Raw genomic sequence first — 13,375 nt, 5'->3', positions numbered from 1 at the left:
GCCGGGCGCTTTGCATACGTATGCGCTGCGCCGGGGGCGCGAAACCGCGTCCTTGCGGGCGTCTTCACGTGGACAGGGGGCGCGGCCTTCGGTTAAAGCTGGCGGCCTTGGGTGGCCCGTGGCCGGGCCGCTCCCTGCCGGGGCAATAGCGGATGAGCGAGCAGCGCGTTCGGGAAGTGGTGATCGTCGGTGGCGGCACGGCGGGCTGGATGACGGCCGCGGCCCTTGCCAAGGTGCTCGGGCCTTCGGCTGCGATCACCCTGGTGGAGAGCGAGGAGATCGGCACCGTCGGGGTGGGCGAGGCCACCATCCCGATGATCAAGCTCTACAACCAGGCGCTCGAGCTCGACGAGGCGGATTTCATCCGCCGCACCAAGGGCTCGTTCAAGCTCGGCATCGAGTTCGTGAACTGGGGCCAGATCGGCGACCGCTACATCCACGGTTTCGGCCGGATCGGCCAGGACCTCGGCACCACCGCCTTCTACCACTACTGGCTCAAGGCCCGGCGGCTCGGCCGCGCCGGGCACCTCGACGACTACTCGATCAATACCGCCGCCGCGCGCGCCAACAAGTTCATGCCGGCGCTCACCGACCGGCCGAACTCGCCGCTGGCCGACATCGCCTACGCCTACCACTTCGATGCGGCGCTGTACGCCCGCTACCTGCGTGAGTACGCCGAAAAGCGCGGCGTGAAGCGCATTGAGGGCAAGGTAAGGGAGGTACAGCAGCGGCCTGACGATGGCTTCATCAGCGCCGTGGTGATGGAGAGCGGCGAGCGGGTGTCAGGGCAGCTGTTCATCGACTGCACGGGTTTCCGAGGTCTTCTCATCGAGCAGACCCTGAAGAGCGGCTACGAGGACTGGACCCACTGGCTGCCCTGTGACCGCGCCGCCGCCGTGCAGTGCGTCAGCAACGGCCCGCTCACGCCCTACACCCGCTCCACCGCCCAGGAGGCCGGTTGGCAGTGGCGTATCCCGCTGCAGCACCGCGTGGGCAACGGCTACGTGTTCTCCAGCCGGTTCATCAGCGAGGACGAGGCCATGGCGAAGCTGATGTCGCGTTTGGAGGGCGAGGCGACGATGACGCCGAAGATCCTCCGTTTCGTCACCGGCAAGCGTCGCAAGTTCTGGAACAAAAATGTGGTGGCGATCGGTCTGTCGAGCGGCTTCATGGAGCCGCTGGAATCGACCTCGATCCACCTCATCCAGTCGGCCATTGCCCGCCTCACCGCCTTCTGGCCGCATCCCGGTTTCGATGCCCGCGACATCGAGGAGTTCAACGCTCACTCGGACTTCGAGTTCGAGAAGATTCGCGACTTCCTCATCCTCCACTACCACGCCACCGAGCGCAGCGATACGCCGTTCTGGAACTACGTGCGCACCATGGAGGTGCCCGAGTCGCTGCGGCGGAAGATGGACCTGTTCCGCAGCAATGGCCGGGTGTTCCGCCAGGCCGAGGAACTGTTCGCCGAGCCTTCCTGGGTGCAGGTGATGATCGGTCAGCGCCTGCTGCCAGAGGGCTACAACGCCATGGTGGATGCCATCGACGAGGCCACGGTGCTGCGCCATGTCGAGACGGTGCGGGCAGTGATCGGCAACTGCGTGCAGGCCATGCCCACGCATGCCGACTTCATCGCCCGCCATTGCGCCGCGCCGATGGCGGCGTGAGTCCTTCCGCGCCCGGCCTGCCCCCCTGGCCGGCCCTGCGCTTCGATCCGCGGGCCGAGGTGCGGGTGCTGGCGGTGGCGGGGCGCCCGCTCTGCCACGTGGTGGACGGCGCGCTCGCCAACCCTGGCGAATGGCGCGATTTCGCCATTGCCGCCCGCGCCGCCTTCGCCCCCCGCCCGGGCAATGCCTTCCCAGGACCCGAACTGGCGCTACCCGAGGCGGTGGCGGCGGAACTGGGCGCCTGGTTCCATGAACGCTTCCGCCATGCCTTCGGAGTCCGCCGCCTGCGCCATCGGCAGGCCCGGCTCTCGATGGTGGCCAAGCCGCCGGAAGCATTGCAGCCATGGCAGTGCCTGCCGCACATCGACCGCCTCGATCTCGGTCCCGGGGAGTGCGCGATCGCCTCGGTGCTCTATCTGTTCCATGACGAGTCCCTGGGCGGTACCGCCTTCTACCGTCCGGCCCGATCGCCCGAGGCAGTGTTCGCCTTGCTCGGTGAAGCGGCGCGCGAGGATCCCGGGGTCTTCCATGCCCGCCACGGCCTGCCGCGGGCCTATCCGCTGGACTCGAATGCCTGGTTCGAGAAAGTGGCCAGCGTGCCGGCGCGCTTCAACCGCCTGCTGCTCTACCCGGGCACGGTGTTCCACAGCGGCGAGATCCGGCATCCGGAGCGGCTCGGCGAGGACCCGGCCAGCGGCCGGCTCACCCTCAACGGCTTCTTCGTCGGCCGGCGGCGGGCGGGCGCCTGAGGCTGGTTGCAACGGAAACGGCCCATGAATACGTATGCAGCCAAGCGGGCGTTTCGAGCTGCAGCACTAACATGAACCTACCGTGACGGGCGCTCCGTGCGCACAGCCACGATCGACCGCGCCGCGAGGCGTCCAGATCCAGCCGGAAGTTCCAGGAGAGGGGAATGTTGAATCTCAAGCGCGACATGCTGAGCGTGGCGCTCGCCTCGGCCCTCGTGGCCATGGCATCGCAGGCGCAGGCCCAGGCTCAGGCCGCGAAGGCCGAGGAGGAAGAGGAGGCCAAGGCCGCCGAGGCCAAGAAGCTCGATGCGGTGATCGTCACCGCCAGCATCCGCCGCGGCATCGAGGATGCGATCGAGAACAAGCAGAACGCCACCTCGATCGTCGAGTCGATCTCGGCCGAGGGCATCGGCCAGCTGCCCGACCAGTCGATCGCCGATTCGATCGCCCGCCTCCCGGGCCTCACCGCGGTGCGCAACCAGCGCACCGGCCGGGCGCAGGAGATCAACGTCCGAGGTCTGTCTGGCGACTTTGCCACCGCCACCCTCAATGGCCGCGAGCAGGTCAGCCTGGCGCAGGCCCGCGGCGTCGAGTTCGACGCCTACCCCTCCGAGCTGCTGAGCTCGGTGCTGGTCTACAAGACCCCGGAGGCGCGGCTGGTGGGGCAGGGCCTCTCCGCCACCATCGACCTGCGCACCGTGCGCCCGCTCGATTTCGATGACCGGGTGATGGCGCTCACCGCGCGCTACGAGCAGAACCGTCTCAACGAGGAGAAGGAGAGCGGCTACCGCACCAGCTTCTCCTACATCGACCAGAACGACGCCAGGACCATGGGCCTCGCCCTGGGCTATGCCCGCCTCAACAACCCGGGCCAGGGCCGGGAGTTCGAGGCCTGGGGCTATGACAATGGCGCCATCGGCGGCGGCAAGATCTACGACTACGAGAGCGAGAACGAGCGTGACGGCCTGATGGCGACGCTCGAGTTCCGCCCGAGCGACGATTACCGCACCTCCTTCGACTTCTTCTACTCGCGCTACGACCGGCAGGAGGACAAGCGCGGCCTCGAGTTCGGCACCACCTGGGGCGGCGCCTCGGTGGCGAGCCGCACCAACAACAGCCAGGGCACCGGCATCGACGTGACCTGGACCAATGTCCGCCCGATCATCCGCAACGACGTCGAGGCCTTCGACGACCGGCTGATGTCGATCGGCTGGAACCACGAGATCAAGTTCGGCGACTACTGGACCTTCACCGCCGACATCAATGGCTCCCAGGGCAAGCGCGACCAGCGCATCCTCGAGACCTACGCCGTGCTGCCGAATGGCGTGGGCGATACCCTGCGCGCCATCTACAACCCGGAGGGTTACTTCGACCTCGATTTCGGCCTCGACTACAGCGATCCTTCGCTGCTGCGCCTGGCCGACCCGGGTGGCTGGGGCGGCGACCGCGCCCAGGCCGGCTACCTCAAGGACTTCGAGATCAAGGACTCGCTGGTGGCCGCGCGCTTCGATCTCGAGCGCCGCTTCGACGAAGGCGCCATCAGCAGCCTGCGCTTCGGTCTCAACTACAACGACCGCGACAAGAGCCGCGGCTCGCTCGAGAACACCCTCTGCCTCACCAGCGGCTGCGAGGCCTCGAACAACGTGCAACTGCCCATTCCGGCCAATTTCGTGATCGGCAGCACCACCGTCTTCGGCGGCACCAACATCGTCGCCTTCGACACCCTGAACCTGCTCAACAGCGGCGTCTATCGCCTGCTGGTGAAGGACGACAAGGACATCACCAACAAGAACTGGACGGTGTCCGAGGAAGTGACCAGCGCCTACGTGCAGGCCAACCTGGATACCGAGTTCCTCGGCAACAGCCTGCTCGGCAACGTCGGCGTGCAGGTGCAGCACGTCTCGCAGGAGGGCACCGGCTTCGCCACCTATGCCGGCGCGCCGCTCGGCGTGCCGATCCGCGACGGCGACCGCTACACCGACGTGCTGCCGAGCCTGAACCTGCGCTGGGGCCTGCCGGCCGACCAGGTGCTGCGTTTCGCCGCGGCCCGCCAGGTGGCCCGCCCGCGCATGGACGACATGCGCGCCAGCCGCGATTTCGGCATCCGCACCAGCGGCAACACCTCGCCGGGCTGCGCGGCCCTGCCCTGCTTCAGCGGTGGCGGCGGCAATCCGAAGCTGCGGCCCTGGGAAGCCAATGCCTACGACCTCTCCTACGAGAAGTACTTCGACGGCACCCGCGGCTATGTCTCGGTGGCCTACTTCTTCAAGGACCTGAAGACCTACATCTACGGCCAGACCATCGCCTTCGACTACAGCGGCCTGCCGATCCCGCCGGGCACCCCGCCCTCGGCCATCCCCGCCAGCCGGATCGGCGAGTACAGCGCGCCCGTGAACGGCGAAGGCGGCCTGCTCAAGGGCTGGGAGTTCTCCGTCTCGCTACCCTTCGATCTGCTCTGGGAGCCGCTCAAGGGCTTCGGCTTCCAGGGTAGCTACACCGATACCACCACCAGCGTGGAGCCGGATGGTCCGGGCAGCACCCAGCCCCTGCCGGGCTTCTCGAAGTACACCTCGAACGCCTCGCTGTATTACGAGGACCACGGCTTCCAGGTGCGTGTGAGCCGCCGTACCCGCTCGGCCTTCCGTTCCACCTTCCAGGGCTTCGGCGGCGACCTCAACTTCCGCAACTTCGCCGGTGAGGAAGTGGTCGATGCTCAGCTCGGCTACACCTTCCGGTCGGGCCCGCTCAAGGATCTGGCCATCCTGCTGCAGGCCGGTAACCTCACCGACGAGGCCTCGCGCGAGCTCGACAGCGGCCGCGAGGATCGGCCGCTCAAGTTCTACGAGTACGGCAAGTACTACCTGCTTGGCGTGAACTACCGCTTCTGAAGCGCTTTGCCCCTGGCCCCCGGCCGGCATTCGCCGCCGGGGGCTTTTCATCAGAATCAGAAGCGATAGCCGGCGCGCAGGTAGTACACGCCGCCGTTGAAGCCGAAGGGGGTGTGCGAGGGGTAGCGTGCGCCCACCACGTCGGCCCAGGGGTTTTCATCCGGGTACTTGTCGAACAGGTTCTGTGCCCCGAGGTTGGCGAAGAAGCCGTTCGCCCAGCGATATCCCACTTCGGCATCGACGATCCATGCCGCATCGCCATAGATCGGCAAGGCGTCCGGGCCACTGATGAAGCCAGTGTCGAGATGGTCCTCGAAGAACGAGCCGTAGTAGCTCAGGCGTAGGTTGACATGCCAGTTGCCGTTGCGGTGGTGGACATTGAAGTTGCCCTTGGTCTTCGGTAGCGAATTCTCGAGGATGAAGACCCTCGCTTCCGAAGTTACATCGGGGTTGTAGCGGTCTACCTTTGTCCGGTTCCAGTTGACGGCGAGCGAGTAGGTGGTGGTGCCACCCCACTGTTCGGTGTCGTAACTGGCCACGAGATCGACGCCACGGGTGCTGGTGTCGAAGTCATTGGTGAAGAAACGCACCGTGCTGTAGGACAGGGCATCGGTCACCCCTTGGGCGAGGAGCGCTGCCCGGTCGGCGTCGGTGAGTGCGAAGTTCCCGGTCAAGGCGATCCGGTCGCGCACCTTGATCCGGTAGAGATCGAGGGTCACCAGCCAGGGGCCTTCACTGAAAACCACGCCCGCGGAAAGGTTGTCCGATTCCTCTGGCTGCAGCTGGCGGCCGCCGAAGCGCTGCGAGATCGGATTGGTCGGCGCGAGGGTCGCCGCATCCCGCAGTTCGCCGTTGATGAACTGCGTGGTCACCTGGGTGATGTTGGACTGCCCCGGTGTCGGCGCACGGAAGCCGGTGCTCGCGGCTGCGCGCAGGGCGACCGAGTCACTGGTTTCGAAGCGGGCGGTGAGCTTGCCGTTGGCAGTGGAGCCGAAGTCTTCGAAGTCCTCGTAGCGTGCTGCCGCCTGCACCAGCAGACGCTCGGTGAAGTTGGCCTCGGCATCCAGGTAGGCAGCCCAGTTGCTGCGCGAGAAGACACCCGACTGGCGCGGATTGAACCCCGGGAAGCCGTTCGAGCCGATCAGGAAGCCTTGGGAGGCGAGCGGCCCGACTTCAAAAGAGGCCTGGTCGCCATTGATGATCTCGAACTCTTCTTTGCGCCACTCCAGGCCGGCGGCGAGGTTCATCGGATAGACCGTGAAGCCGGTATCGATCTCTTTGACGAAGTCGGCGTTGAAGTTGGTTTCGGTCTGGATGTTCGAGCCGGGGCGGAAGCGGCGATCGGCTGGCTGATTGGGGCCGAGCGAGGCGTTGATGGTGTTGAGCAGGTAGAAGTCGACTTCGCTGCGTCCTCGCGAGGCGGAGAAATCGAAGCGAATGCCGTTCAGCCACTCGCCTTTCATGCCGGCCACCAGCGAGCTGTCGCGGACGATGCCGCCGAAGCGCGGAGTGAAGCCTCCGGGAAGCAGGCGTAAGAAGGTGAAGCAGTGGCTGGGAAGGGCATTCACCTGGCTGCTCACCGTGTTGTAGGGAATCAGGTTTCCCTGTGAGTCACGCAGAGCGATGGTGGGGCAGGCAGGACCGCCGAGATTGCCGATGGCGAGGGTATTGCCGCCATCGAAGGAGTACACGCCGGCGCGTGAGGTGGGATTCCGATAGTAGAAACCGCCATCGACATCGCGCGATGCGATGTTGCCGAACAGGTAGTAGTCGAAACGGTCGTAGGAGAGGCCGAGGTTGGCGACGAACTTGAAGTCGCGGTTCACCCGCGGCGAGCCCCAGATCTGGGCAGGATCCGGGACGCCAGGATAGCCGGCGGCTGCCGCCGCGGCCGCATCCGGGCGCTGTACGCTGCGGCTGGTCGGATCGGCATCGCGCCACTCGGCGGTGAGGGTTGCGAAGCCGTCCTCAGTGAGCTTCGTACCCAGCTGGGCGGCCAACTGGCGGTTCTGTCCGTCGCCCTCATAGGTCTGGCTGAGGAAGGCCTCCACCGAACCACCCTCGGTGAGTCGCTTCAGGTTGAAGTTGATGACGCCGGCGATGGCGTCGGAGCCGTACTGAGCCGCGGCGCCGTCACGCAGCACTTCGACCTGCTCAAGGGCGAGCGATGGGATCGTCGAGATGTCCGGCCCCTGCGAGCCATCCGAGAGGCCGTGGCCGAGGAAGGTGATGACCGCCGAACGGTGGCGGCGCTTGCCGTTCACCAGTACCAGGCTGCTGTCGGGCGGGAGCCCTCGCAGGTTGGCTGGACGAACGAGGGTGGCGGCGTCATCGATCGGGACGATGCTGACCTGGAAGGAGGGCACCAGAACCCGCATCTGATCGAGCACATCGACCGTGCCCTGGTTGTGGAAGTCCGCGCCACCGATGATGTCAATGGGAACGGCGGACAAATTCTCGGAGCGGGGCTGACCGCGAGAGCCCAGTGTCGACACGATGACGGCATCCAGCGTCTTGGCATCCTCCGTTTTCGCAGTGCTCTCTGGCGTCTGGGCCTGGGCCGGAAGGCTGGAGATGCAGAGTGCGGCAGAGCACAGGCCAAGCCGGATCGCACTGGCCAGCGCGTGCCTGACCGGGCGGGCGGAAGGTTTCGAACGCATTGGTGATGTCCCCTGTCTGGTTTCCGGCGGCCTTGGTGCCGGCGCGAGGCCGGCCTCCCCTCGCCGGGGGCCACCCGATGCCCGGCGACAGACAAGGCTTACCCCTTTCGCGCCACGACTGCAATCACTTCGCTCCCCGCTCAGGAGCGCTCAACCGCGCGGATGAATACGAATGCAGGCCACTTGGCGGGCTTCCGGCCGGTGTAGGGTTGCGACCATCAGAAAGTTAAGGGGGCGGCATGACACAGGGGGGGACCGTAAAGGCGGCGTCAGACCGCCCGGAACTGTCGTTCTGGCAGATCTGGAACATGTGCTTTGGCTTCCTCGGCATCCAGTTCGGCTTCGCCCTGCAGAACGCCAACGTCAGCCGCATCTTCCAGACCCTCGGCGCCGAGATGGAGCAGATCCCGATGCTGTGGATCGCCGCCCCGCTCACCGGCCTGATCGTGCAACCGATCGTCGGTTACCTGTCCGACCGCACCTGGCACCCCACCTGGGGCCGCCGCCGGCCCTTCTTCCTGATCGGCGCCATCCTCGCCAGCCTCGCCCTGGTGGCCATGCCCAATTCGCCGGCGCTGTGGGTCGCCGCCGGCCTGCTCTGGGTGCTGGACGCCTCGATCAACATCTCGATGGAGCCCTTCCGCGCCTTCGTCGGCGACCAGCTGCCGCCGCGCCAGCGCCCCACGGGCTATGCCATGCAGAGCTTCTTCATCGGTCTGGGGGCGGTGGTGGCGAGCGCCCTGCCCTGGATGCTGGCCGCGCTCGGCGTGGGCAATACCGCGCCGGAGGGCGTGGTGCCGGACAACGTGAAATACGCCTTCTACGCCGGCGCGGCGGTCTTCCTCCTCGCGGTGGGCTGGACGGTGTTCAGCACCCGCGAGTACCCGCCCGAGCAGCTCAAGGCCTTCGATGCCGCGCGCCCCCGGGAGGAGAAGGCCATCGACGGCGGCCGGGCACGCAACCAGGGCCGGCTGCTGCTGGCCATCGGCCTTGCGGCCATCGGCGGCATCTGGCACTTCGGGCTGGCCCGCGACCTCTACCTGCTGGCCACCGGCATCGCGGTATACGGCCTTGCCCTGCTGCTGCTCGGCGGCGGCCGCGCGCCGGGCATGTTCGGCGCCATCCTGCGCGACCTCTACACCATGCCCGGCCGGATGCGCCAGCTCGCGGTGGTGCAGTTCTTCTCCTGGTTCGCGCTGTTCGCCATGTGGATTTACACCACCGGCGCGGTCACCTCGGTGCAGTTCGGTGCCACCGATACCCAGTCCGCGGCCTACAACGCCGGCGCCGACTGGGTGGGCGTGCTGTTCGCCGCCTACAACGGCTTCGCAGTGCTGGCCGCCCTGCTCATCCCGCTGATGGTGAAGCGCTACGGCGCGCGGCTCTCGCACCTCATCAACCTGTCGCTGGGCGGACTCGGCCTCGTCTCCTTCTTCCTGATCGAGGACCCGCAGTGGCTGCTGCTCAGCATGGTGGGCGTGGGCTTCGCCTGGGCCTCGATCCTCTCGCTGCCCTACGCCCTTTTGGCCGACTCCCTGCCGGCCGAGAAGATGGGCGTGTACATGGGCATCTTCAATTTCTTCATCGTCATCCCGCAGCTGGTGGCGGCGAGCATCCTCGGCTTCCTGCTCGCCACCTTCTTCGATGGCCAGCCGGTGTACGCCCTGCTGATGGGCGGGCTGTCGATGCTGGTGGCGGGCGTGCTGGCGCTCAACATCCGCCTGGACTAGGTCCTGCCCGAAGCCAGCGATGCCACGGCCGACCAGTGGCTGAAGCGCGCCGACGACGCCCTCTACGAGGCGAAGCGCCGGCGCGCGCGCTGATCGCTCAGTACTTCACCGAGCAGCCGTAGGGCTGGGTGGTGCCACGGGCCACCGGGCGGCCGGCGCCGAGATCGGCGAGAGCCTCGCGCACGAACTGCGTGGCGCCCGGGATGTCGGCGGGGTCGGCGCTGGGGTTGGAGTCGATGGCGCCGTTGTAGCGCAGCACGCCCTCGCCATCGATGACGAACAGGTGCGGGGTGGTCTTGGCGCCGTAGGCCCGGCCCACGGTGCCGTCGTGGTCGAGCAGGAAGGCGGTGGGCGTGGCCTTCCACTCACCGAGGATGCGCTCGGCCTCCTCGCCGCTGACATGGCCCTGCTTGCCCGGGGCCGAGGAGTTCACCACCAGCCATACCGTTCCCCTGGCCGTGGCCTCGGCCTGCTGCGCCTGCATGTTGCCGGCGCCGTAGTGCTTCTTCACGAAGGGGCACTCGTGGTTGAACCACTCCAGCACCACGGTCTTGCCGGCGAAGTCGGAGAGCGAATGGCGCTGGCCCTTGCTGTCGGTGAGGGTGAAGGCCGGGGCCGGCTGGCCCACGGTGGCGGCAGCCATGGCGGCATTGGCGGCGAAAGCGAGGGCACTGCCGAGGGCGAGGGAAAGCAGGGTCTTCATGTGGAGTCTCCAGCAGGGGTGGACGGGGCACTGCCGTGGCGCGCGGCCTCGCGCAGGGCCTGCGACACGGCGCCGGGGGTGAGCACCTGCGGCAGCAGCACGGGAGCGCCGCCACCGGCGGGGTAGACGACATACAGCGGCACGCCGCTACGCCCGAATTCGGCCAGCGCCGCCGTGATGCGGGCGTCGTAGTCGGTCCAGTCGGCCTTGAGGTAGGCGATGCCGTGCTCGCGCAGGGCCGCCTCGAAGGCCGTCCCGCTGAGCGCCACGCGCTCGTTGGCAAGGCAGGTGATGCACCAGGCGGCGGTGAAGTTCACCAGCACCGGCCGGCCTTCGGCGCGCAGGGCGGCCACGGCTTCCGGCGACCAGGGCTGCCAGAGGCTGGACTCCGCGGACGCGGTGTCGCCAGCGCCGCGCACGCTGGGCGCCAGCCGGGCGATCAGCAGCACCGGGGCCAGCGCGAGCAGCAGCAGGGCCGCCACCGCGAAGCGCCGCAGCCGCCCGGGCTGCGCGCCGCGCCACCACAGGGCGAAGCCCATCAGCAGCATGCCGGCGAGCAGCAGGGCCATGCCGTCCACGCCTACCTGCCGGCCCAGCACCCAGGCCAGCCACAGCGCGGTGAGGTACATCGGGAAGGCCAGCGCCTGCTTCAGCCGCTCCATCCAGGCGCCGGGGCGTGGCAGGCGCGAGGCCAGCGCGGGCACCAGGCCGACGAGCAGCAGGGGCAGCGCGAGGCCGAGGCCGAGCGCGGTGAAGACCAGCAGGGTCTGCGCGGGGGGCTGGGTGAGCGCGAAGCCCAGCGCCGGACCCATGAAGGGAGCGGTGCAGGGGCTGGCCACCACCACCGCCAGCACGCCGGTGAAGAAGGCGGCGCGCCCGCCACCGCCCTCGGTGAGCGATTGGCCCAGCCCCATCAGCGAGGCCCCGGGCGTGGCGAGGCCGGAAAGCGCGAAGCCCACCGCGGCCATCAGCAGGGCCATGGCGGCCACGAACCACGGCGTCTGCAGCTGGAAGCCCCAGCCGAGCGCCTCGCCCGCCGCACGCAGGGCCATTAGCAGGCCGGCGAGCAGCAGGAAGCTCGCGAGCACGCCGGCGGTGTAGAGCAGGGCATGCCGGCGGTGCTCGCGGGCCTCGCCGTGCTGGAAGGCCAGCGCCTTCAGGGCCAGCACCGGGAACACGCAGGGCATCAGGTTGAGGATCAGGCCGCCGAGCAGGGCGAAGAGCAGCGCCATGCCGGGGCCGAGACGCGGTGCGGGCGGGACGGTGCCTGCGGCATCCGCCGGAAGGCGTGCCGCCGCACTTGCCGGGGCATCGCCGTCCTTGGTCGCTGCGCCGGGCGCGCCTGCCAGCGCATCCTCGCCCCGCAGGCGCACGGCGAAGGCGCGGCGTGTCTCGCCGTCCTCGCGCACCAGCACCCAGTCCACGCTGGGGGGCATGCCGGCGTAGTACTCGCTCGCCGGGTGGCGGAAGCGCAGCACGCCCGCGGCATCGTGCGCGGCCTCGATGCGGTGGTTGGCGACGATCTGCGGCGTGGCCGGGAAGACCTCGATGCGTTCCGCTCCGCCCAGCGCCACGCTGCAGCCCTGCACCTCCACCGTGATGCCCCCGGCATCGCGGCGGGTCACGCCCTGCCAGCCCGGCTCCGCCTGCGGCACGGCGGCGAGCGCGGCGGCGAAGGCCGCTGCGTCGGCGGAAGGCCGTGCCTGCGCTTCGACGGGCAGGTCGAGCTCCAGCGTGGCCTCGTCGGGGATGCAGATCTCCTCGCAGATCAGCCAGCGCGCCCGCAGCCGGGCGCGGAAGCGCTCGCCGGGCGCTGCCTGCGGCGGCACCGAGAGTTCCGCCGGCAGCAGCAGCACGCCCTCGTAGCCGAAGTTGGTGAGCTCGCCGATGGGCTTGCGCTCCGGCACCGGCCAGCGGATGTCGCTGGCCGTGGCGCCCTCCGGCAGGGTCCAGTCGTAGCGCGTGGGCAGGCCCGAATCACCGGGGTTCAGCCAGTAGGTATGCCAGCCGGCGTCGTGCACGATGCGCAGCCCGGCGTGGAAGCGCTGCCCCGGCGCCACCGCGGCGTGGTCGGCGAGCAGGGCCACGCGGGCGTGCTGCGTGGCCACGAGGCGCGGGTCGGCATCGATCTCGGGCGGGATCGCGCCCGCCCTGGCCGCCAGCGCGGGAAGGGCGAGGAGCAGTAGCGCCATGGCCAGTGCCATGGAATGCAGAGCCGCGCGGAGGCGCGACGCGTGGGCGAGGCGTGGGCGGATGGGATCGGTTGTCGCCAAGGCGGTGTCCCGTGGATCGGAAACGCCAAGCCTGCCGCCGATCGATGAAGCCGGTGTGCAGGGATCGTCACGTTCCGGCCATGCGGCCGCGACGAAGGCTGCACGTTTCGCCGACGCCTGCATCGCAGCGCCTCGTCCACCGTAAGGGCGTGCGATCCGCACGTCCCCCACCCACGAGGAGTCGTCCCATGCCTTCCTTCCTGAAAGCCCCGCTGGCCGCCGCGCTCACCGCCGCCGTCCTTGCCACCTCCGCCTTCGCCTATGGCGGGGGCAAGCAGAAGGCGGGCGGCACTATCGTCGATGTTGCGGCCGCCAATCCGGATTTCTCCACCCTGGTCACCGCGGTGCAGGCGGCCGGGCTCGTCGAGGCTCTCAGCGGTCCTGGTCCATTCACCGTGTTCGCGCCCACCAACGAGGCCTTCGCCAAGCTGCCGCCGGGCACGGTGGAGGACCTGCTGAAGCCCGAGAACAGGGAGAAGCTGGTCGCGGTGCTGAGCTACCACGTGGTGCCCGCCAAGGTGAAGGCGGCCGATGCGGTGAAGCTCGACGAGGCCACCATGCTGAGCGGCGCCACCGCCGACATCCGCGTCGAGGGCAGCACGGTCACCATCGACGGCGCCACCATCACCGCCACCGATCTGATGGCGAGCAATGGCGTGATCCACGTGATCGACCGGGTGATGCTGCCCGACTGACTGCCGGAAC

8 protein-coding genes are annotated in these 13,375 nt (G+C 68.4%); 5 read left to right on the top strand and 3 right to left on the bottom strand.

Going from position 1 to position 13,375, the window contains the following annotated elements:
* Positions 1–152 precede the first annotated feature (152 nt).
* The 3 genes from G408_RS0107045 (at position 153) to G408_RS0107035 (ending at position 5,304) form a co-directional block, all read left to right on the top strand.
* On the top strand, positions 153–1,667 hold the full coding sequence (locus tag G408_RS0107045) for a tryptophan halogenase family protein (RefSeq protein WP_028770520.1): 1,515 nt from the start codon (positions 153–155) through the stop codon (positions 1,665–1,667).
* Positions 1,664–2,416, top strand: a complete 753-nt coding sequence (locus G408_RS14770) for a DUF6445 family protein (protein WP_156890084.1) — start codon at positions 1,664–1,666, stop codon at positions 2,414–2,416. Before G408_RS0107045 ends, G408_RS14770 begins: the two co-directional genes overlap by 4 nt.
* 164 nt (positions 2,417–2,580) lie before the next feature.
* Positions 2,581–5,304: a TonB-dependent receptor gene (locus G408_RS0107035; RefSeq protein ID WP_028770519.1), complete on the top strand. Its 2,724-nt coding sequence runs from the start codon at positions 2,581–2,583 to the stop codon at positions 5,302–5,304.
* 56 nt (positions 5,305–5,360) lie between these two features.
* Here G408_RS0107035 and G408_RS0107030 read toward each other — a convergent pair whose 3' ends face one another.
* Entirely contained in the window at positions 5,361–7,964 is a 2,604-nt protein-coding gene (locus tag G408_RS0107030; RefSeq protein WP_028770518.1) for a TonB-dependent receptor plug domain-containing protein, read from the bottom strand.
* Positions 7,965–8,203: 239 nt separating this feature from the next.
* Between G408_RS0107030 and G408_RS0107025 the strand changes: the two genes are divergently transcribed.
* Positions 8,204–9,694 (top strand): MFS transporter, encoded by a 1,491-nt coding sequence (locus tag G408_RS0107025; RefSeq protein WP_028770517.1) that lies wholly within the window; start codon positions 8,204–8,206, stop codon positions 9,692–9,694.
* A 97-nt stretch (positions 9,695–9,791) separates the two neighbouring features.
* On the opposite strand, the gene G408_RS0107020 is transcribed toward G408_RS0107025, so the two are convergent.
* Both G408_RS0107020 and G408_RS13610 read right to left on the bottom strand, forming a co-directional pair.
* On the bottom strand, positions 9,792–10,397 hold the full coding sequence (locus G408_RS0107020) for a thioredoxin family protein (RefSeq protein WP_028770516.1): 606 nt from the start codon (positions 10,395–10,397) through the stop codon (positions 9,792–9,794).
* Positions 10,394–12,589, bottom strand: coding sequence for a protein-disulfide reductase DsbD family protein (locus tag G408_RS13610; RefSeq protein WP_211226655.1), 2,196 nt, complete (start codon positions 12,587–12,589; stop codon positions 10,394–10,396). The genes G408_RS0107020 and G408_RS13610 overlap by 4 nt, the downstream gene beginning before the upstream one ends.
* 269 nt (positions 12,590–12,858) lie before the next feature.
* Here G408_RS13610 and G408_RS0107010 point away from each other — a divergent pair, with 269 nt between their 5' ends.
* Positions 12,859–13,365, top strand: coding sequence for a fasciclin domain-containing protein (locus G408_RS0107010; protein WP_037412666.1), 507 nt, complete (start codon positions 12,859–12,861; stop codon positions 13,363–13,365).
* The last annotated feature ends 10 nt before the right edge of the window (positions 13,366–13,375 follow it).

The sequence above is a fragment of the Silanimonas lenta DSM 16282 genome, from assembly GCF_000429065.1.
Lineage (GTDB): Bacteria > Pseudomonadota > Gammaproteobacteria > Xanthomonadales > Xanthomonadaceae > Silanimonas > Silanimonas lenta.
This window is presented reverse-complemented; position numbering and strand designations above follow the sequence as displayed.